General features: G+C 38.6%; 20 protein-coding genes. 6 read left to right on the top strand and 14 right to left on the bottom strand.

Annotation, left to right across the window (positions count from 1 at the left end):
* Window positions 1-8: 8 nt before the first annotated feature.
* The gene (locus B3600_RS11835; RefSeq protein ID WP_070563139.1) at window positions 9-716 is read right to left on the bottom strand and encodes a response regulator transcription factor; all 708 of its coding nucleotides are present in this window, start codon (window positions 714-716) and stop codon (window positions 9-11) included.
* Window positions 706-1,581 carry a sensor histidine kinase gene (locus B3600_RS11830; RefSeq protein ID WP_070563141.1) on the bottom strand — a complete coding sequence of 292 codons (876 nt, stop codon included), beginning with the start codon at window positions 1,579-1,581 and terminating at the stop codon, window positions 706-708. Before B3600_RS11830 ends, B3600_RS11835 begins: the two co-directional genes overlap by 11 nt.
* A gap of 213 nt (window positions 1,582-1,794) precedes the next feature.
* Here B3600_RS11830 and B3600_RS11825 point away from each other — a divergent pair, with 213 nt between their 5' ends.
* Entirely contained in the window at window positions 1,795-2,499 is a 705-nt protein-coding gene (locus tag B3600_RS11825; protein WP_070563144.1) for a YjjG family noncanonical pyrimidine nucleotidase, read from the top strand.
* A gap of 32 nt (window positions 2,500-2,531) precedes the next feature.
* Here B3600_RS11825 and B3600_RS11820 read toward each other — a convergent pair whose 3' ends face one another.
* From B3600_RS11820 to B3600_RS11810, 3 genes are all read right to left on the bottom strand, one after another.
* On the bottom strand, window positions 2,532-3,341 hold the full coding sequence (locus B3600_RS11820; RefSeq protein WP_083295832.1) for a 3-keto-disaccharide hydrolase: 810 nt from the start codon (window positions 3,339-3,341) through the stop codon (window positions 2,532-2,534).
* A gap of 67 nt (window positions 3,342-3,408) precedes the next feature.
* Entirely contained in the window at window positions 3,409-5,850 is a 2,442-nt protein-coding gene (locus tag B3600_RS11815; RefSeq protein WP_286753102.1) for a TonB-dependent receptor domain-containing protein, read from the bottom strand.
* A 99-nt stretch (window positions 5,851-5,949) separates the two neighbouring features.
* The gene (locus B3600_RS11810) at window positions 5,950-6,231 is read right to left on the bottom strand and encodes an ATP-dependent Clp protease adaptor ClpS (RefSeq protein WP_046671971.1); all 282 of its coding nucleotides are present in this window, start codon (window positions 6,229-6,231) and stop codon (window positions 5,950-5,952) included.
* Window positions 6,232-6,309: 78 nt separating this feature from the next.
* Between B3600_RS11810 and B3600_RS11805 the strand changes: the two genes are divergently transcribed.
* A complete protein-coding gene (locus B3600_RS11805) occupies window positions 6,310-7,356 on the top strand; it encodes a 3-oxoacyl-ACP synthase III family protein (RefSeq protein WP_286753101.1) in 1,047 nt (348 codons plus the stop codon).
* 66 nt (window positions 7,357-7,422) lie between these two features.
* Here the strand turns inward: B3600_RS11805 and atpG are convergent, their stop codons facing one another.
* The 9 genes from atpG to B3600_RS11765 form a co-directional block, all read right to left on the bottom strand.
* On the bottom strand, window positions 7,423-8,322 hold the full coding sequence (gene atpG / locus B3600_RS11800) for an ATP synthase F1 subunit gamma (protein WP_070563149.1): 900 nt from the start codon (window positions 8,320-8,322) through the stop codon (window positions 7,423-7,425).
* A gap of 77 nt (window positions 8,323-8,399) precedes the next feature.
* On the bottom strand, window positions 8,400-9,974 hold the full coding sequence (gene atpA, locus B3600_RS11795) for a F0F1 ATP synthase subunit alpha (protein WP_070563151.1): 1,575 nt from the start codon (window positions 9,972-9,974) through the stop codon (window positions 8,400-8,402).
* Between the two features lie 54 nt (window positions 9,975-10,028).
* The gene (gene atpH, locus B3600_RS11790) at window positions 10,029-10,571 is read right to left on the bottom strand and encodes an ATP synthase F1 subunit delta (protein ID WP_201640117.1); all 543 of its coding nucleotides are present in this window, start codon (window positions 10,569-10,571) and stop codon (window positions 10,029-10,031) included.
* 29 nt (window positions 10,572-10,600) lie between these two features.
* Window positions 10,601-11,101, bottom strand: a complete 501-nt coding sequence (locus tag B3600_RS11785; protein ID WP_112375495.1) for a F0F1 ATP synthase subunit B — start codon at window positions 11,099-11,101, stop codon at window positions 10,601-10,603.
* Window positions 11,102-11,197: 96 nt separating this feature from the next.
* Window positions 11,198-11,386 carry an ATP synthase F0 subunit C gene (atpE, locus tag B3600_RS11780; protein ID WP_021188666.1) on the bottom strand — a complete coding sequence of 63 codons (189 nt, stop codon included), beginning with the start codon at window positions 11,384-11,386 and terminating at the stop codon, window positions 11,198-11,200.
* Between the two features lie 34 nt (window positions 11,387-11,420).
* Complete coding sequence (gene atpB, locus B3600_RS11775) at window positions 11,421-12,617, bottom strand: F0F1 ATP synthase subunit A (protein ID WP_070563159.1); 1,197 nt, start codon at window positions 12,615-12,617, stop codon at window positions 11,421-11,423.
* A gap of 106 nt (window positions 12,618-12,723) precedes the next feature.
* On the bottom strand, window positions 12,724-13,110 hold the full coding sequence (locus tag B3600_RS11770; RefSeq protein WP_046671964.1) for a hypothetical protein: 387 nt from the start codon (window positions 13,108-13,110) through the stop codon (window positions 12,724-12,726).
* Entirely contained in the window at window positions 13,107-13,322 is a 216-nt protein-coding gene (locus tag B3600_RS25585; protein ID WP_070563162.1) for an AtpZ/AtpI family protein, read from the bottom strand. Before B3600_RS25585 ends, B3600_RS11770 begins: the two co-directional genes overlap by 4 nt.
* A gap of 83 nt (window positions 13,323-13,405) precedes the next feature.
* Window positions 13,406-15,631 (bottom strand): helix-turn-helix domain-containing protein, encoded by a 2,226-nt coding sequence (locus tag B3600_RS11765; RefSeq protein ID WP_286753100.1) that lies wholly within the window; start codon window positions 15,629-15,631, stop codon window positions 13,406-13,408.
* Window positions 15,632-15,828: 197 nt separating this feature from the next.
* Here B3600_RS11765 and B3600_RS11760 point away from each other — a divergent pair, with 197 nt between their 5' ends.
* The 4 genes from B3600_RS11760 (at window position 15,829) to B3600_RS11745 (ending at window position 19,461) form a co-directional block, all read left to right on the top strand.
* Complete coding sequence (locus B3600_RS11760; RefSeq protein WP_046671961.1) at window positions 15,829-16,326, top strand: cupin domain-containing protein; 498 nt, start codon at window positions 15,829-15,831, stop codon at window positions 16,324-16,326.
* Between the two features lie 238 nt (window positions 16,327-16,564).
* Window positions 16,565-17,311 (top strand): hypothetical protein, encoded by a 747-nt coding sequence (locus tag B3600_RS11755; RefSeq protein ID WP_286753099.1) that lies wholly within the window; start codon window positions 16,565-16,567, stop codon window positions 17,309-17,311.
* Window positions 17,312-17,321: 10 nt separating this feature from the next.
* A complete protein-coding gene (locus B3600_RS11750) occupies window positions 17,322-18,431 on the top strand; it encodes a hypothetical protein (protein ID WP_112375490.1) in 1,110 nt (369 codons plus the stop codon).
* Between the two features lie 34 nt (window positions 18,432-18,465).
* A complete protein-coding gene (locus tag B3600_RS11745) occupies window positions 18,466-19,461 on the top strand; it encodes a hypothetical protein (protein WP_286753098.1) in 996 nt (331 codons plus the stop codon).
* Window positions 19,462-19,498 lie beyond the last annotated feature (37 nt).

The following is a 19,498-nucleotide window of genomic DNA, read 5'->3' as shown; positions in this document are numbered from 1 at the left end:
CTTTCTACCTATGCGTTATTGTCGGTAAACTTATAACCAACACCTCTGATAGAATGGAAATAAATCGGATGCTTTTGATCTGGTTCGAAATATTTTCGGAAGGTTAAGATAAAATTGTCGATGGTACGCGTAGATGGATAAACATCGTAATTCCATACGGTCTCCAATATTTGTTCCCGTGATACTGCCTCATTACGTCGTTCAATCAACAGTTTCAACAGCATAGTCTCCTTCTTTGTCAAAGAAGTGATCGTGCCATCCGCATGATGTAGCTCATACGAATTAAAATAGATCGTTTTATCACCGATTTGATAAGAATTTAGTTCTTTCAAATCATCCGGTTTCATGCCACGACGCACCAAATTTCCAACGCGAAGGATCAATTCTTCTAAGTTGAAAGGTTTTACCAAATAATCATCCGCCCCTTTCTTAAGACCCGTAATTCGATCCTCACTGCTATTTTTCGCAGTTAAAAACATGATAGGAACTTCAGTGTTTTGCAGTCGAATAGTTTCAGCTACTTGGAATCCATCTATTTCGGGAATCATCACATCCAAAACCACCAAGTTGAAACGTTCCTCCTTGAAGACTTTTAGTGCTTTTTTTCCATCGGTAGCCGTAGTAACACGGTAACCTTCCATTTCGAGATTCAACTTGATAGCTTCTAACAAGTGTTCTTCATCTTCGACAAGTAATATTCTTTGTTTACTTTGCATTTCTTTCAAATGTTACTTCAAAAATACTCCCTTTAGGAGTGTTATCTTTAACTTTTATGGTCGCGTCGTGCTTCTGCAATACGGTTTTCACGATATATAACCCCAAACCTGTACCTTTGGTTTTTCGTGTTGCCTCACTTCCCACGCGATAAAACTTATTAAAGATAAGTTTTTTCTCTTCATCACTGATACCGATACCATGGTCAGCAACAGAAAAAATTATTTTATTATTCTCCGTATATAATTTCACATCCACCATAGCACATGCCGGTGAATACTTAATGGCATTTTCTATCAGATTAGTAACCACATTACTAATCGCAAACTTATCAGCATGAATAATGATATCCGACTCCAAATAAGGTTTCAAGACTTGCGAACTACAGGAATTCTTTTGAAGTCTATCCACAACCTGTTCTACCAAAGCAGTAAAATTAAAATCCTCTTTCGGCATACTGTAGTTACGGCTGTCCAACTTGGTTGTCATCAATACATTTTCAACCAGATCATCCAAACGCTCGATATCCTTCAGCGAATTTCTCAAGAACGTTTGTTGTTGCTCCTTGTCAAGATCACGTCTCAAAATCGTTTGAATATACAATTTGACAGAAGCCAACGGCGATTTAAGTTCATGTGTGATAGCCAAAAGAAAGTTCTGCTGTTGCTGCAACAGTTTCTGCTCCCTTTCAACCAGTCGCTTCAATCGCCATGCACCCCACAAGAAAATAATCAAGAAGAATATTCCCTCCCCTATGATCATGTTCTTTTTACTCGGATCAAAACGAATAAACATCACCCCCCACCATATCAGTTGCATAACCGCATAGAACAATAGAAAATAAAAGAGTAACAGCGCTTTCTTCATGTGACAAAAATAGGTATTCACCTATGTATTCGGAAATATCCGGAGGATTATGACACAAAGAAGAAAATTAACCGATTCGCAATAAGACTAAAATCACCAAACAGACTCATATAAACCATCGGAGACCCGATAGCGCTAAAAGTGACCTTTAATTTCATCACTAGCTAACCCAACTGACTTGGAATTTAAAATTAATTTGTTTTAATTTTGTATATGTTTAATCACGAGAAAAAAGACATTTTCTTCGACCTGGATCATACCATATGGGATTTTGATAAAAATGCCGAAGAAAGTCTGCACGAGTTATATTTTAAATACAAGTTTGATCACTTGTTCAATCAAGAGTCATCCACTCGTTTTATAGAAACTTATACGGTTAACAATCATCGCCTTTGGGGGCTCTATCATCACGGAAAGATATCAAAACCAGAACTCAGGAAAGCACGCTTTGCCGACACCTTTACTGAGCTCGGTGTCGATCCGGAGTTGTTTCCTGAAGAATTCGAACTGGAATACCTCGCTATCTGTCCCAAAAAAACAAATCTGTTTCCACATGCACATGAAACCTTGGCTTATTTGGGTGACAGATACAATCTTCACCTGATATCGAATGGTTTTAAAGAGGCCTGTGAGACCAAACTGGAAAAGAGCAACCTCAGCAAATATTTCAAACATATTTTTATTTCGGAAGTCATCGGCGTGAATAAACCGGACCCCCGAATATTTGAGTTCGCTATGACGACTGCTCAAGCTCGGGCGCAGCAATCACTGATGATTGGAGATAACCTGGATGCCGACATCCGTGGAGCCGTAAATGTAGGCATGGATGCCATTTTCTTTAACCCAAATGTTATTGAAAAACCGGACGATGTATCACATATGATTATCGACTTAAAAGAGTTACAATCGATACTATAGCAAATAGAAAAAGCAGCTTAAAGCTGCTTTTTCTATTTTAGAACCTTAACGGTAATATTCTTAAACCAGACATCATTTCCATGATCCTGAAGACCGATAAGCCCTGATTTGCTATCGCCACCAACATGGCTCAACAATTCAAAAGCCAAAGGCCATTTTTCTTCACTGAATTTACTTTTTTGCAATAAATCAATCCACGACTTATCCCATAATGTATATTCAACAACCTTTACACCATTTTGAAAATGCTCGACCTTGCCATTGTTTACTCTGATCTTAACCTTATTCCACTCGCCATACGGTTTACCATTCTGCGGCTTGGCAGGAATCATATCGTACAATGAAGTCGATTTACGGTTTCCATCTACCCCCATTTTAGCATCAGGATGGTTTTCATTGTCCAGGACCTGGCATTCTGGAGACGAGATATAAATCGGCTGTCCTTCCACTTCCTTCGCTAAAAAGAAGATACCCGAATTTGCTCCTTTAGCAACTTTCCATTCCATCTCCAATTCGAAATTCTTAAAATCATGAGCAAAGACCAAATCTCCGCCTTCTTCTTTACCAACATTAGCTTGGCTATCAAATTTGATCGCCCCCTCATTAATTACCCATCTTTTCGGGACTACGGTCTTATCATATCCTCTCCAGCCTTCCAGCGAAGTACCATCAAAAATAACATAGGCTCCAGCTTTATTCTTTTTAAATTTCTTGATATCTACACGAGGTAAATCTAAGATTTTGTAAGCAGGAACCTCTTTTTTTGCTTGCGCTACGGCAGTATTAAGATGTGCTGAAAAAGCAATCACCGATACCGCAAGAACTGTTTTTAATAACTTCATTCTTTTTAGTTTTAGGTTTGTTTTAAAATTAAATTTAAGCATTTGAGTGTATAAAGAGGAATATTTTTTAATATTCCTCTCCACCGCCCATTTCATTTGTATTTGACTCTTTCTTCTTTGATTTGTTTAAATCTTGGCTACCAAACCGATAGGAAAGTGATAAAGTTACCATCCGCTTCATCCAACGGTGCTCAAAATTGGATATAAGTTGAGAGGTTTCTGTCACACCATTCATTTTCCGCGAATTAAATACATCTCTAACATTCAACATAATTGAAGCTTTCTTCTTAAACACATCTTTTTTCAAGGCCAGATCCATACCTTTCATTGCATTCATCTGTCCCTGAGCCATTACACGGGAAGAATTATACTCGCCGCGCACTTGTGCAGAAAATGTTGGCGTAAAACGATAATTAGCGGTCAGATTAGCATTATAAGCGAAATCCTTTCGTTCTTTAATATCATAGTCCGGGTTTGCATTATACTGAATGTGGATCAAATTGAGATTAAATGTAAAGTCAAAATCCTTCGTTGCGTTGATCTTTGAAATAAACTCAAAACCCGAAAGATTACGACTGGTCATATTCTCCCATCTACTGTATGTTCTTCCATCCTCTATCTTGTAAACAAATGGCTGAATAACCTCACTTGCGTGATTGAAATAAGCCGAAGATATGAGGTTTACTTTACCAAAGGTTTTGGCAAAGCTCATTTCCAAACTGTGCACATCTTCCGGTTTCAGATTCGGATTTCCCTGACGATAATTCAAATCATCGGATACGTTTAAAAATGGGTTAACTTGCCAACCACGAGCCCGTTGAACACGGCGCGAGTAGCTAAATTGAACTTTATCCCCATTTTCACCAACATCGTAGGTTAAAAACAGTGTTGGATATAACCTGAAAAATTTCTGTTTAGCATTGGATTCCGTTTCCACAGCAGCTGGATCCTTGGAGAAATAGGTAGACTTCAGCTCAAATTGTTCTCCACGTAGTCCGATTTGATAGCCAATTTTATCCGTTAATTTATTTTGATAATTCGCATAGATCGCATGGACTGTACTCGTGAAATCAAAATCGTTGCTGATTCTATAATCTGGCACATAGTTACCTATAGAATCGAGTGATCTGGAAAACTGGGTATCAAATGACTTTCTGATTTGAGAACGGTAACCCGCCTCAAATTTGCTTACTTCAGAGAAAGGTAAAACATAATCTAATTGAAGGTTGATATTCTTGCCATCCTCAGACGTAACATTCTTCCGTGAAGTGGCCTTCCGTCCATCGGTATAATTTTGAGAAAAATCATTTGTACCATCTTCCTTGTCTCTTCCATAACTTGCATTCCCCGTCAACTCCTCTCCTTCTCGCTTAAATTGATGTTTAAAATCAGCATTTAATTCATAACCCAGATCGTCCTCAAATTGCGTTGAATTTCGAACACTCGTTCCTGTCATCTGCGATTGCTTAAAGAACTCATAATTCAAGTCCTCTATTCGCTTGTTATCACGTATACTTAAATTACCCGAAAAACTCAATGAAGTTCGATCTGACATATTATAATCAAACCCAGCTTTTACCGTATGGCTATTGCCCTTTCTTGACGATTCGGATTCGCTATAATTACGCGTGCTATCACCAAAAAACGTGTTGTCCGTTTTCCCACTTCCCAACATGTTTCGTTTATTGAAGTTATAGGATCCGAAGTAATTGAATTTCCGATCACGATAATTCAATGTTATACCAGCCATATAATTATCATAAGAACCAGCGGATGTATTTATCGATCCGTTCAGCCCTGTTCGAATATTTTTCTTTAAAACAATATTGATAATCCCAGTTTGGCCCTCTGCATCATATTTAGAGGATGGATTTGTGATGACTTCAACTTTTTCAATTGAATTGGCAGGTAGACTCTGAAGCAAAGAAGTTACATCATTTCCTGCTAAAGCAGACTCCCGGCCGTCGATTAAAATCTTCACACTACTTGATCCACGCAAACTGACCGATCCATCCTGATCAACTTGCAAAGTGGGAACATTCGCAAGCACATCAGTCGCTGTTCCACCCGCGCTGACCAAACTCTCACCTACATTGAAGGTTTTACGGTCTATACCAATCTGCATGGCTGGAGCTCTTCCTTCAATAATAACTTCATTCAACATATTACCCGTAGGTTTCAAAGCAATTCGACCTAAGTCCTTACTTTTACCCCCTAAGACCGCAATACTATCTATAGTTTGTGTCTCGTAGCCAACATAAGTGATACGGACATTATATTTACCAGGTTTAATATCAGACAACAAAAGGAATCCTTGGGATACAGACTGTCCCCCCTTAACAAGAACGTTACTATGGGCGTCCAAGAGCGCGACACTAGCCGATGAAATAGGTTTAGAGGTTTCGCTATCAACTAAAATAGCTTTGATTTGACCTGTTTGAGCAAAAAGGACAACAGGTAAAAAGAATACAAATAAGAAAGATTTAAACGATTTAGCGTAAAAAAACATGCTTCAGCTTAGTTTATAAGTTATAGTGCAAAGAAAACTAAAACTTATAGACAAAATTGAAGCGTAACCATATTATTACGGTAACAAAAGAATAGTAAATTACTCCACAGAAACAGTCAATCCCTCGGCTTTCAGAATTTTACGATAGATTTCCATCTCCGTATAGGTGCCTTCCAATACAGCACATTTCCCCTCAGTGTGTACTTTCCAGGCAATCTTCTCAGCTTGCTTCTCGGTATATTGTAAATGATAGATGAGACAATGAATCACATGTTCAAACGTATTGGTTTCATCATTCCACAAAATGAGTCGATTAGACTCTTTCACAGAGGCTAATATCTCTTCTAACGTAAAGGTTTCTTCAGCAGTTTGGGTACCCATGCTGCAAAAATAGAATATTTTTTTCTAAATTAACGATAATATAAAAGGGAAGAATACAATCAATTAGAGGAATTTATTATGTTACAGTCAAAAATTGCAGGAATTGGCTATTACGTTCCAAAAAATGTATATACCAATAATGACCTAACACGCTTTATGGATACCAGTGACGAATGGATTCAAGAACGAACTGGCATTAAAGAACGTAGATATGCAGACCGAATAGGCGAAACCACCACCACTATGGGGGTCGAAGCCGCTAAAATTGCCATCGAACGAGCCCATATTACACCTGAAGATGTCGACTTCATCATCTTTGCCACCTTATCGCCAGATTATTATTTCCCGGGCTGCGCCGTTCTACTGCAACGGGAAATGAAGATGAAGGAGGTCGGGGCGCTGGATATTAGAAACCAATGTTCAGGTTTTATATATGCACTTTCTATTGCCGATCAATTTGTCAAAACAGGGATGTACAAAAATGTGCTAGTGGTTGGTTCGGAGAAACACTCTTTTGCACTTGACTTTTCTACGAGAGGACGAGCCGTTTCTGTTATTTTCGGCGATGGTGCCGGAGCAGTGGTTGTGCAACCCACAACCGAAAACGGCAAAGGAATCCTGAGCACGCACTTACATTCAGACGGAGACGATGCCGAAAAGCTAGCTATGTATTATCCCGGTGCATCCAGTGGAATTTGGCTGGATAAAATGCCCGATTGGCCGGACCAAGAATTGGGAGGATTATTGATGACCAAGGAGATGCTCGAAGATGGGACTGCGTTTCCAAATATGGATGGACAGGCCGTCTTCAAAAAAGCTGTTGTCAAATTCCCTGAGGTTATTCATGAAGCACTAGCAAAAAATAATTTAAAAACTAATGATATCGATTTATTAATTCCACATCAGGCCAATCTTCGCATTTCGCAATTTGTACAGAAAACACTTGGATTAAGGGAGGATCAGGTATTCAACAATATTCAGAAATATGGTAATACCACTGCAGCCTCTGTACCGATAGCACTATGCGAGGCTTGGGAAGAAGGAAAGATTAAAGACGGTGATCTCGTATGTTTGGCAGCTTTTGGAGCAGGATTTACGTGGGGTTCAGCCTTAATTCGATGGTAAAAAATAGCATATATAAAAAAGGTGATAATNNATTATCACCTTTTTTATATATTTCCAAATAAAGGATTATCCGTTTGATAATGCCGCTGCACCAGATACGATCTCCGTCAATTCTGTTGTAATTGCAGCTTGACGTGCCTGGTTGTAAGATAGCTTCAGTGATTTGATTAAGTCACCGGCATTCTCTGTAGCTTTATCCATTGCCGTCATACGTGCTCCATGCTCAGAAGCATTCGAGTCTAAAACAGCTTTGTATAATTGAATCTTGATTGCTTTAGGAATCAATTCCTCGATAATCTTCTCTTTGGAAGGCTCGATGATATAATCCACCTCAGCTTCTATTTTTGCTTTATGCGTATGTTGTTTGTTTTCTTCCGCAGGTAATAATGGTAAAATCTGTTCTGCAGTCAACTCTTGAACTGCAGCATTTTTGAACTGATTATAAACCACTTCAACACGATCAAAATTACCTTCTTTGAATTGCTCCATGATAAATTCAGTCACCACAGATACAGAACCAAAATTTAAATCAGAAAACAAATCAGAGTGATTAGCTACCACATTGAAGTTACGTTTCGAGTAGAAGTCATAACCCTTTTTACCAATACCAATGATACTCAAATTGCCCTTAGCATGTTGCTCAGCATATTTGTTAAAGATCAAGTTATTAGTCGTTTTGATAACATTTGCGTTGAATGCTCCAGCCAAACCTCTATTAGAAGAAACAACAACGATTAATACCTTATTTGGCTCGCGATCCACTGTAAAAGGAGAGTTACTTCCCTCAACACTCGCAGAAACATCCGCCAAAATATCTCTTAGTTTATTCGCATATGGGCGCAATTGTAAGATAGCGTTAGTAGCGCGCTTCAATTTAGCAGCCGAAACCATTTTCATAGCTTTCGTGATCTGCTGTGTTGATGATACCGAGGTAATCCGGTTTCTTACTTCTTTTAAATTTGCCATATTTGTTTTAAGTATTAAGTACCTAGTATTGAGTATTGAGCCTAGTCAATAGACTCAATACCAAATACTCATTACTATTAATATTTTGATGCTAAATCCTTAGCTACTGTTTCTAACACTGCAGTTAATTCATCGGAGAACTTATTAGCTTTGAAAGCTGACAATACTTCTGGATGACGTTGTTCCAATTGAGTCAAGAATTCTTCTTCAAATTCTCTCACTTTATTTACAGGAACATTACGCAATAAACCTTTAGTTCCGATATAAATAATCGCAACTTGTTTCTCTACAGAAACTGGAGAATATTGACCTTGTTTCAAGATCTCAACGTTACGAACACCTTTATCTAAGACAGATTTAGTAGCAGCATCTAGATCAGAACCGAATTTCGCAAAAGCTTCCAATTCACGGTACTGAGCTTGATCTAACTTTAATGTACCAGATACCTTTTTCATCGGTTTGATCTGCGCATTACCACCTACACGAGATACAGAGATACCTACGTTGATCGCTGGACGAATACCTGCGTTAAACAAGTTAGACTCCAAGAAAATCTGACCGTCTGTAATTGAAATTACGTTGGTTGGGATATATGCAGAAACGTCACCAGCTTGGGTTTCAATGATCGGAAGGGCTGTTAATGAGCCACCGCCTTTCACCAAGTGTTTGATCGATTCAGGTAGATCATTCATGTTGCGCGCGATATCATCTGAAGAGTTGATTTTCGCTGCACGCTCCAACAAACGACTGTGTAGATAAAATACGTCACCTGGGTATGCTTCGCGGCCCGGTGGACGACGTAACAATAAAGAAACCTCACGGTAAGCTACAGCTTGCTTAGACAAATCATCATAAACGATCAATGCTGGACGACCTGTATCACGGAAAAACTCACCGATAGCAGCACCTGACATTGGTGCATAAAACTGAAGTGGAGCTGGATCAGCAGCAGATGCAGCCACAACTACTGTATAAGCCATAGCACCTCTTTCCTCCAATGTACGCACGATATTCGCAACTGTAGAATTCTTTTGACCTACGGCAACGTAGATACAAAATACAGGTTCTCCTGCATCATAGAATTCTTTTTGGTTCAAGATTGTATCGATACAAACAGCTGTTTTACCTGTTTGACGGTCACCAATAACCAACTCACGTTGACCACGACCTACTGGAATCATCGCATCAATCGCTTTAATACCTGTTTGTAATGGTTCAGTTACCGGTTGACGGTAGATAACACCCGGAGCTTTACGCTCGATAGGCATTTCATACAAATCACCTTGAATAGGTCCTTTACCATCGATTGGTTGACCTAAAGTATTTACAACACGTCCCAACAAGCCTTCACCAACTTTGATGGATGCAATACGGTTGGTACGTTTAATAGTATCTCCTTCTTTGATTTCATCAGAAGGACCTAAAAGTACAACACCGACGTTGTCTTCTTCTAAGTTTAATACAATACCTTGTAATCCGTTATCAAATTCAACCAACTCACCGGACTGAACTTTAGTTAAGCCGTAAATACGAGCAATACCGTCACCTACAGCAAGTACGGTACCCACTTCCTCTAGTTCGGCTTCTGATTTAAAGCCCGACAATTGCTCTCTTAGAATTGCCGAAACTTCATCTGGTCTTACCTCTATCATTTTAATTATTATAAGGGGTTTTTTGATTTATTTTACTTCAAGTATCAGAACAAATTAATTATTCTGATTCAAATATCTTTCCAATTTATTCAACTTACCAGCAATACTTGCATCAATTTGGCGATCGCCGATATTGACTACAAATCCACCGATCAAACTATGATCAACTTTATTGATCAATATCACTTGAGCGTTGGTTTCCTTCGCAAGTACATCTTTCATCGCTGCCAAATTAGCTTCAGAAAGTGGCGCTGCAGATGTAACTGTAGCTTTCACAATTCCTTTTACCTCGTTATACTCACGAATAAATTCTTGAGCAGTGGCATATACAATCTCGCCACGACCTTTGTTGATCATGATCTTAAAGAATGCCAAGATATTGGGATTGATCTTATCTTTAAATAGCGCATCCAATATGTTTTTCTTCTTGTCCAAAGGAACAATAGGATTGGCAAAAACAGCTTGCAATTCTGTACTGGATTTTAAAACAGCAATGAATGAATCCATATCCGCCTTGACTGTCTCCAGTGAGCCTTGCTCGCTAGCCAAGTCAATTAATGACTTAGCGTATCTTGATGCTACTTTAAATACTGACATAATTCTATTTCGTAATTTGAGTGACCGGATTAGTTCAATTTAACGTCATTAAGCAAATCTGCTACTAGAGCTTCTTGCTTTCCTTGGTCCTCAAATTCTTTGTTTAACACTTTACGAGCAATATCCAAAGACAAAGAAGAAACCTGAGACTTAACCTCAGCCAAAGCTTTGTTCTTTTGTTCGTTGATCTCGATTTTTGCTTGTGCAATCAATTTTGCACCTTCAGCCTGTGCTTGCGTTTTTGCCTCAGCTACAATCTTATCTTTAAGTTCTTTTGCTTCCTTAAGGATAACATCGCGTTCTGCGCGAGCTTCTTTTAGTAATTGTTCGTTCTCATTTGTTAAACGAGCCATTTCTAATTTCGCTTTTTCAGCAGCCTCTAAAGCACCTGCAATACCTTTTTCACGTTCGTCTAGGGCATCAACAATTGGTTTCCAAGCGAATTTACCTAATAAAAAGATAATAACCACAAGGACGATGACCATCCAAAAAAACAAACCGTACGAAAACGAATGTATTAATTTATCCATTGTTATACTATATAATGATAATTCTTATTTTTTAAGATTCAGGAATAATATAACCTGCAACCAACCGTTGCAGGTTATACTATAAAACCGTTGTGACTATTTACCTAATAATAAAGCACCGAATGCTAAACCTTCAAGTAAGGCACCAATGATAATCATTGCAGTTTGGATTTTAGATGCTGCTTCTGGTTGACGAGCGATAGCTTCCATTGCAGAACCACCAATTTTACCTAAACCTAAACCTGCACCGATAACGATTAAACCGGCTCCAATTAAATTGTACATAATGTATGATTTGAATAATTAAAAAATTTACTAATTAATGATCGTGATGTTCTTCAACAGCCATACCGATAAATAAGGATGACAACATCGTAAAAATAAATGCTTGTAAGAATGCTACCAATAATTCGATAACCATCAAGAAGATTGTCAAGAACATGGAAACACCGATACTACCCACTACAGTCAATTGGTGTTGCAATAAATAAACAATTGCAATCAGTCCCATTACGACAGTGTGACCAGCTGTAATATTTGCAAACAAACGTACCATCAACGAAAATGGTTTTGTAAACAATCCCAATACTTCAATTGGTGCTAAAACAAATTTAAATGGAACCGGAACACCTGGCATCCAAAAAATATGCTTCCAGTAGTTTGCGTTTGCTTTGATATTGACAATTAAGAATGTAAAAAGAGCCAAACATAAAGTTACTGTGATGTTTCCTGTAACGTTAAACCCTAGTGGTGTCAAACCAACCAAATTCAAAATCCAGATCAAAAAGAATACAGACAATAAATAAGGCATGAATTCCTTGTAACGATGACCAATGTTTGGAATAGCCATCTCATCACGTACATAGATAACCAAAGGCTCCAATACACGTCCAACACCTTTTGGCAAATTGTTAGCACCTTTTTTATACGTTTTAGCCAAACTAATAAATGCCCAAAACATTAAAAATGCAGCCAAAAACAAACCGACAACACTTTTAGTGATCGAGAAATCTAAAGGCATCGCTACAGATGGATGAAAATCAACAGCATCATGAATTTCATGAGAACCAATCACATAAGAAGTTTCAAATTCCTTTTTCTCTTCTTTTCCATCTTCATTTATAGTCATAACATAACTACCATCAGCATTTTTACGATACTCATGACCAGCCAAATTACCGGCAGCATCAGTCTTATAAATTTTTCCGTGGTACAATGCATAATACTGACCGTCAACCTCAGCAACTTTATTACCGTGATCGAATGCTGAAGCCATAAAAACTTTCAAGCCATTATCGATCAAAATAACGGGCAATGAAAAACCATAATGTTTACCTGTCTCTTCATCCGAAAAGAAGCTAAAATAATAATCATCTTGTAAGTGATGCTCAATATGGCTATTGATTTCCTCAGCCTGCGATTTTTCTCCGTGTGCATTCTCATTCGCCTTTGTTAAAAATGGCGCAACTGCAAACAGAATAACTGCTAAAAATTGAAGTGTTCTTTTAAGACTCACGATACTACTATTATGTTATTTAAAATTTTTTGCGAAAATACTATATATAAAGCACAAAAGCTACTTTAATATTACATTTTTTTGAAAAAACTATCGTTTTTCTCCCTTAGGATTTGTTTAAAGCCTTGTAAGCAAATATAACATCGTAAAAAAGGAATAAAACGACAACGATCAAATAGTTATATTTTAAAATATCAGCCTGCGGTTTTGCCAACCCATTATGGATGTATACATAATTTAGGACAAACTTTAAAGTCAATAATCCCAAGAAAACAAAACCAACATACTGCGGAAATTTCTGCGAACAGTAACTTATCCCCACCATGATGATCACGGATAATATCAGTTGAAAAATATAAATTTCATACAATGGAAAATGTAGATCTTCCAAGGAATGAATACCATCAAAAGATTTTAATAAAAAGAAATGAACGGCAAAAATCAAAACCGCAACAAAAAATAAAATAAGGGTCTGCTTTATATATACTATCATCTATCGTTTAATCGATTCACTTGTCTAATGACTTGATATAGAGAAATTCCAATCCCGCCAAGGGTACAGATCTTCATCCATAGTTGGTTCTCCGCATGAAACTTACCGTCCAGCCAATCCCCTAATAAATAAAATACATAAATGGTAAAAACCATCTGGGTTGAAATAGTCGTCAGCACAAGCCACTTGTTAGGATCTTTCTTGTCTTCCATAAGCAATCTTAAGGTTATCAATGGGCTTTCAACAAACTATATCACACAATTTGTTACAAATATACGCTATAAATTTTTATTGCCTACAATCCCAAAACTTTTTGTCCAATTTTAATATCCGGATAATCAATATCCACGCCCAAAAGCATCTTAAGTTCCGAAGAGGATTTATCCGGATTTGCACGAATAACACCAAGAATACGATCCAACTTCTCCTGCTCGATCAACTCTGTTGCTTCCACTTCCGTACCAACAAAATTAATTAAATGTCCATATATCGTACCTGCGACCATCCCGCGCTTAACCGCTATATCAGCAATGCTCATACCATCTTTAAACATTTCTAAGGAAATCTCCTTTGTATCCAACTTCTTCGGCCCTTCTTCATCTGCACTTTGCGCAGCCAATTCATCTTTTTCTTTGGTCTTCACACTAGCAGCAACATCGAGCATCGCTGTTTGAAAATCTTCCCGTTTTGAAAGCGTATCAGCAATAAGTAGACAATGTTGCAACTGCTCGCGTTTTCGCTTGTAATCAAGCAATAATGCTTTTAACTCATCAATATATTTCTTCGTACGTTTTCGTATCTGGTACTCCTCAATATGTTTGGTTAAAGCCTCAATCAGATCTACATCCATTTTCGGTAAAAACCAATTGACCGCAGCAGTAGAACGTTCACAGATGACGTCATAATCGATTGCGTTTTTATCCCGCAACAAATCATACAGTACAACAATAAATTTATGTGCAACTTTCTCTTGGTTCTGAAGGTGCTTGACCAATTGTTGGAAAAATAATACGGCTTGTTCCTTTCCATCAATATTACGCTCTTCAAGTGATTTCAGCAGCTCCGAAGTCTCGGCCAATAGTCCGTCCCAACGGAAACCGTGCATTAAAATCTGACCAAGATAATTCCGTTGGCATTGCTCCAAAATCTCATTGACGTCCGCCTGCCCCTGAGCACGCTGTGCAAATTCGACCACTTGGTAATCGGTACGGATGGCATAAGAAGGGATAATGGATTTTAATACAAGTCCATCTAAACTCGTTAAACGGCTCAATGCAACGTACACCTGTCCCGCGGCAAACGAGGTCCCTGCGTCAATGATCGCTTTTTGAAAAGTTAAACCCTGACTTTTATGAATAGTGATAGCCCAAGCCAATCGAAGTGGAAATTGCGAAAATGTACCCAATATCTCCTCTTTAATCTGATCTTGCCCCTTATCGTAATTATACCGAATATTCTCCCAGGTCTCCCTTTTTACCGTTACAGATTCCGACCCATCAGGAAATGTAACCGTTACCGTGCCCTGCACCGTATCGATGTCCTTTACCGTACCGATCTTTCCATTGTAATATTTACGTTCATCACCGGAATCGTTTCGAATAAACATCACCTGAGCCCCTATCTTTAAGGACAACGTTTCTTCAGCAGGATAGGAGCCCTGCGCAAAATCGTCCTTTACAACTGCTTTAAGATTTAACATTTTACCCGATAATGATGCCAGCTTGGCTCCATTTATTTCATCCGCATTTCGATTATGGGAGGTCAATGTAATATACTGTTCCTCTTCATTTGGAACAAAGTCCTGTTGATAATAACCATTTAAGGTCGTGAGCATGTCACTTGTACACTGATTGTTTCGTATGGCATTCAAAATTGAAATAAAACCTTCATCTTGTTGACGATAGATTTTATTGAGCTCTAACATCACCAGCGGATTATCCCTCAAAATTTTAGCATTAAAGAAGAAAACAGAAGAATAATGATCCCGCAAAACATTCCATTCGGCATCTTTCACAACTGGCGGCAACTGGTACAAATCTCCGATAAACAGCACCTGTAATCCACCAAAAGGCCGCATATCGCGACGAACAGATTGCAGAATTACATTAATCGCATCTAATGTATCTGCACGGACCATCGAAACCTCATCAATCACCAAAAGCTCTAGCTCCTGCAAGATGGCCCGACGCTGCTTGGTCAATTTAATCGTGCTGAATAAACGTGATTTATTGTAGATATGACTATCCTGTTCGTCCCAACGTAACTCATAATCTTCAATAAAAGTCCCAAAAGGAAGCCAAAATAAAGAATGTAAAGTTGTTCCGCCCGCATTCATCGCCGCAACACCTGTAGGTGCAGTAATAGCCATCTTTTTGTAGCTTTGCTCACGGATATACTTCAAGAAAGTCGTTTTTCCGGTACCCGCCTTTCCTGTAATAAATACATTCTGGTTCGTTTGGTTAACAAAAGCAACAGCCTGCATAAATGCAGTATTTTCCCGATCGACTTGAAAGTTTGACATATCCTGAAATTAGATTGATCACAAAATTAGCAATTTCATTTTTAACTTCACGCGATATAGTATAGCTTAGGGTATCTAACGCAGCTCCATTATAAAGGATTTAGATTAAGCTAAAACGGTTAACTTAAAATATTAAATGGATTTTTTTTATATTTAGCAACTGAATTAACGAATAACAAATTTTTAGAATTTTTAATATGGCTATAGATAAAATCGCATTGTTTGAAAAAGTACAGGAAATGCTGACATCCAAAGGTTTTCGTATTGATAAATCAGATGCTGCACGCCCTTGGGGAGGATTTTTCGTAATCGACGAATCCCAAGCGCAAGAATTTGCCGATGAGTACTTCGGCGGAATGGATGTACAAGAATTAAGAATCTCAGGAAAATTAAGTCCAAAAATTTTAATTGTTGCACCAGAAAAAAGACTTTCATGGCAATATCACCACCGTCGTGCCGAAATATGGCGTGTTATCCAAGGTAACGTAGGTGTTATGGTTTCTGACACCGATGAAGAATCGGTTGTTTCAACCTTGAAAGAAGGCGAAACAATTAGATTACGCCAAGGACAGCGTCACCGTTTAATTGGATTGGATGGCTTCGGTATTCTAGCCGAGATCTGGCAACACACCGATGCCAACAACCCTTCTGATGAAGACGATATTGTTCGCGTACAAGATGATTTTGGCAGATAGTAGTCCCACAGGACCATGACCACCAAAACAAAGATTCCCAATCAACAATTGGGAATCTTTGTTTTTATCCCTAACATAAAATGCGATAGCAGCTGATTCACTCGCCCTACAGGTCCATTTCATCGCTTCTATCCAAGCTCCTATACCTCCTGTATCCATTTCAGGTATTCCATAGCGCAATTCATTAGAAGAGAATATTAATTTTTATTATTTTAGTAGAGATATAATCAACTATGACATGATGAGCAACGACGATACTAAAAGAGGATCCAGTATATTAAACAGTCTAAAGAAATTAATTTTTGAGGACGATCAGCCGCAGCAAACTCCGCCGGTACAAGCCCCACCGGCTCCGACCACTAATGCCGCTCCTGAAAGACCGCAGGTACCTCCGGCATATTCATCGCCGACGGCCCAGGCTCCAACTGGAAAAACACCGCCCCCAATCCCTATAACAGCCAATGATGGAACAACCGATCTCAAAGAAATGAAATTAAAGGTCTATGCCATTCTTGAAAAACTCAACGAACAGGGTGTCGATTTTTTCGAAGTATGGAACGCTGCTGCTGCAATGGGAAAAGTAGAGGAAAACACATTAAAAGCCGCCTATACTTCACTGAAATTTGTAGACAGTTCGTTGACCAAAGATAAACTGGTTGTAACTGGCACAAATTATGCTAATAAATTGAAAGAAACCATTGCCAAAGAATCGGAACAAAAACAGGCTGAAAAGAAAAAGACTGAACAGGACCGAACCATGGAGATTGCAAATCTGAACACTGAAATCAAAACAATAACGGAGAATATCGCCAAATTGCAAGATGATCTACAGAAAAAACAACTCGCTTTGGCACAAATTAATGAAAAGTACGAACCAAGGATTAAAGATATCGAACAAAAAATAAACATCGGCAACGCGGCCGTTGATGAAGTGGTCACCGAAATCAACACTGCATTGCGTATGATTAATCAATCAATAACATAAAAACAAATCAATGGAAAGAAAAGATCAGTATGTTAATATTCCAGCTGAGATAAAGACGCAACTTCCGATATTTCAAGTACTGGGCGATCATCTGCCTGCACAATTAAAATCACCAGAAGCGAAGAAGACAGCTTCGTCGATCTTCTTTTGGGCACTTTTACTTGGTGGAGCCTTTGCTTTTTTCAAATACTTACCGATTATGCTGGAATATGCCGGAAAAAGTATACTTTTTGTGCTATTCAGTATAATCCTGATTACCTTATTATTGCTAGCGCCAAAGATCATTGCGCTATTGCACAGATTGGGAACCGTCCTACTTTTTAAAGGTGAAAAATCCATCATTAGAAATAACCCCATAGAAACCTTACAACTGTTATCAAGAGATGCAAAAGACACCCTGAAACGTGTGAAGGAAAAAATCAGCAATGTAGACGGTGTCCGCATCGACATGATTCAAAGCGGTGAAACTGCTCAAAAAACAGCCGAAGAGAAGTACACCTATGCGAAACGTTTCACCGCAGAAGCGGCTAATCTCGACGAGAAATCAAAGGAGGAAACGAGCAAAAATAATGCAGAGAAGGCCAATGCTTATGCAAGAGATGCCAAAGAAACACGCACCAAAGCATTTCTATTGGGGAAAGAAGGTGAATCTGAAGAGCAAAATGCGCGCAGTTATGTACAATATGCCAATCAATTTGCAAAAGTATTGGAAGTCCTAAAAGATAATGAAAGCGCAGCACGTATCTATGTCAGCACCTTGGATAGCAGCATTTCCATTATTTCCAAGAAGCTGGAAGCAACGCAAAAGATGAAAAATGCCACCGATGGCCTAGCCGATGTGTTCAATATTAAAGATGGCTGGGCATTTCAAGAGGCCATGAATGCAGCAACAGGTGCCATCAGTCAAAATATTGCCTCTATCCGATCCAATCTTGATTTCTTGGATCAAAACAACAATATCACAGTGGGTGGTACACCTACTCAAGGTGAACTGGAAGAGTTTATCCGAAAAGTTGACGAACGTAATCTAAATGTATTAAACGTAACGCAAATGGCCGATGCCAGCTATGAACTCAAACCCGAAGAAAAAGTAGATAAAGGATTTACATTACTCGATTAATATTAACTAAAATCAAACTTACTATACGAACATTATGGAAGAAAAATCAACATGGGCAAGATTAAGATGGCCAATCAAAGCAATTATCATCGCCTTACCTATTCTCGCAATCGGTTATTGGGCCATTCAATCAGGCAAATTTGATGCTAATTCGACAGTCCAAACAACAGATTCAACAAGCAATAATGGTCATGCGGCCGCACCTTCATCAGGCTCAGAAACGACTCGTTCATTCAACTATCAACCCGAAAAACCAGTCGACGGCGAATACAAGGGTGTCGTTGAAGTGGGCGCTTCGGGTTTCAATTCCTTTGTCGTCAATATGGACAAAGAAAATCGCTGGGAGATCATTTCCAAAGACTTTGGAAAGTCATTTGCATACGAAGGATTGGCAAATACGGAAGACATCCGTAAAGGATTAAAAGATTATATAGGCATGATGCTCGATAAAGGCGTCAAATCCAAAAACATACATTTCGTTATTAGCTCCGGAGCTCAAAAAGAACCTAAAACTTCAGTTATCAGTGCTGAACTTAGAAAAATGGGCTTTGTGGTCAACCTAGTTACAGCAGAGCAGGAAGGAAAATTAGCGTTAAAATCGGTTCTTCCGAAAGCTTACGAAGACAATTCATTTGTTGTTGACATTGGCTCCGGTAACACCAAAATCTCCTGGATCGACGGTGACACAAAATCGGTAGAAGCACCTGGTGCGAAATATTATGAAAAAGACCTTAAAGATGATGCGGTCTATACAGAAGTAAAAAAATTAGGCGAAAAAATTCCTTCAAATAAAAGAGAGGTTTGTTTTATTATTGGCGGGGTTCCTTTTGAATTAGCATCGCAGACACGCCAAGGTGAAGAGCGTTTTACAGTTTTGAACGATCCAGCATCTTACAAAGCAGATAAAGTAAAAACAAAGAGCGGTGTCAACATCTATAAAGCAATTAAAGATGCAACCAATTGCGACACCTTCGTATTTGATTGGGATGCCAATTTCACGATCGGATTCCTACTTTCGCTAAACAAATAGTCAAGACGATTAGCATAAAAAAAGCGCTGTTCTCAAT

The sequence above is a fragment of the Sphingobacterium sp. UBA2480 genome (genome assembly GCF_002341965.1).
Taxonomy (GTDB): Bacteria; Bacteroidota; Bacteroidia; order Sphingobacteriales; family Sphingobacteriaceae; genus Sphingobacterium; species Sphingobacterium multivorum.
Note: the sequence above shows the minus strand (reverse complement) of the source record. Positions and strands in the feature narration are given on the sequence as shown.

Coding starts and splice junctions, on each gene's coding strand:
- B3600_RS11835 (WP_070563139.1), bottom strand. CDS start 716: ATGCAAAGTAAACAAAGAATATTACTTGTCGAAGATGAAGAACACTTG.
- B3600_RS11830 (WP_070563141.1), bottom strand. CDS start 1,581: ATGAAGAAAGCGCTGTTACTCTTTTATTTTCTATTGTTCTATGCGGTT.
- B3600_RS11825 (WP_070563144.1), top strand. CDS start 1,795: ATGTTTAATCACGAGAAAAAAGACATTTTCTTCGACCTGGATCATACC.
- B3600_RS11820 (WP_083295832.1), bottom strand. CDS start 3,341: ATGAAGTTATTAAAAACAGTTCTTGCGGTATCGGTGATTGCTTTTTCA.
- B3600_RS11815 (WP_286753102.1), bottom strand. CDS start 5,850: ATGTTTTTTTACGCTAAATCGTTTAAATCTTTCTTATTTGTATTCTTT.
- B3600_RS11810 (WP_046671971.1), bottom strand. CDS start 6,231: ATGGGTACCCAAACTGCTGAAGAAACCTTTACGTTAGAAGAGATATTA.
- B3600_RS11805 (WP_286753101.1), top strand. CDS start 6,310: ATGTTACAGTCAAAAATTGCAGGAATTGGCTATTACGTTCCAAAAAAT.
- atpG (WP_070563149.1), bottom strand. CDS start 8,322: ATGGCAAATTTAAAAGAAGTAAGAAACCGGATTACCTCGGTATCATCA.
- atpA (WP_070563151.1), bottom strand. CDS start 9,974: ATGATAGAGGTAAGACCAGATGAAGTTTCGGCAATTCTAAGAGAGCAA.
- atpH (WP_201640117.1), bottom strand. CDS start 10,571: ATGTCAGTATTTAAAGTAGCATCAAGATACGCTAAGTCATTAATTGAC.
- B3600_RS11785 (WP_112375495.1), bottom strand. CDS start 11,101: ATGGATAAATTAATACATTCGTTTTCGTACGGTTTGTTTTTTTGGATG.
- atpE (WP_021188666.1), bottom strand. CDS start 11,386: ATGTACAATTTAATTGGAGCCGGTTTAATCGTTATCGGTGCAGGTTTA.
- B3600_RS11770 (WP_046671964.1), bottom strand. CDS start 13,110: ATGATAGTATATATAAAGCAGACCCTTATTTTATTTTTTGTTGCGGTT.
- B3600_RS25585 (WP_070563162.1), bottom strand. CDS start 13,322: ATGGAAGACAAGAAAGATCCTAACAAGTGGCTTGTGCTGACGACTATT.
- B3600_RS11765 (WP_286753100.1), bottom strand. CDS start 15,631: ATGTCAAACTTTCAAGTCGATCGGGAAAATACTGCATTTATGCAGGCT.
- B3600_RS11760 (WP_046671961.1), top strand. CDS start 15,829: ATGGCTATAGATAAAATCGCATTGTTTGAAAAAGTACAGGAAATGCTG.
- B3600_RS11755 (WP_286753099.1), top strand. CDS start 16,565: ATGATGAGCAACGACGATACTAAAAGAGGATCCAGTATATTAAACAGT.
- B3600_RS11750 (WP_112375490.1), top strand. CDS start 17,322: ATGGAAAGAAAAGATCAGTATGTTAATATTCCAGCTGAGATAAAGACG.
- B3600_RS11745 (WP_286753098.1), top strand. CDS start 18,466: ATGGAAGAAAAATCAACATGGGCAAGATTAAGATGGCCAATCAAAGCA.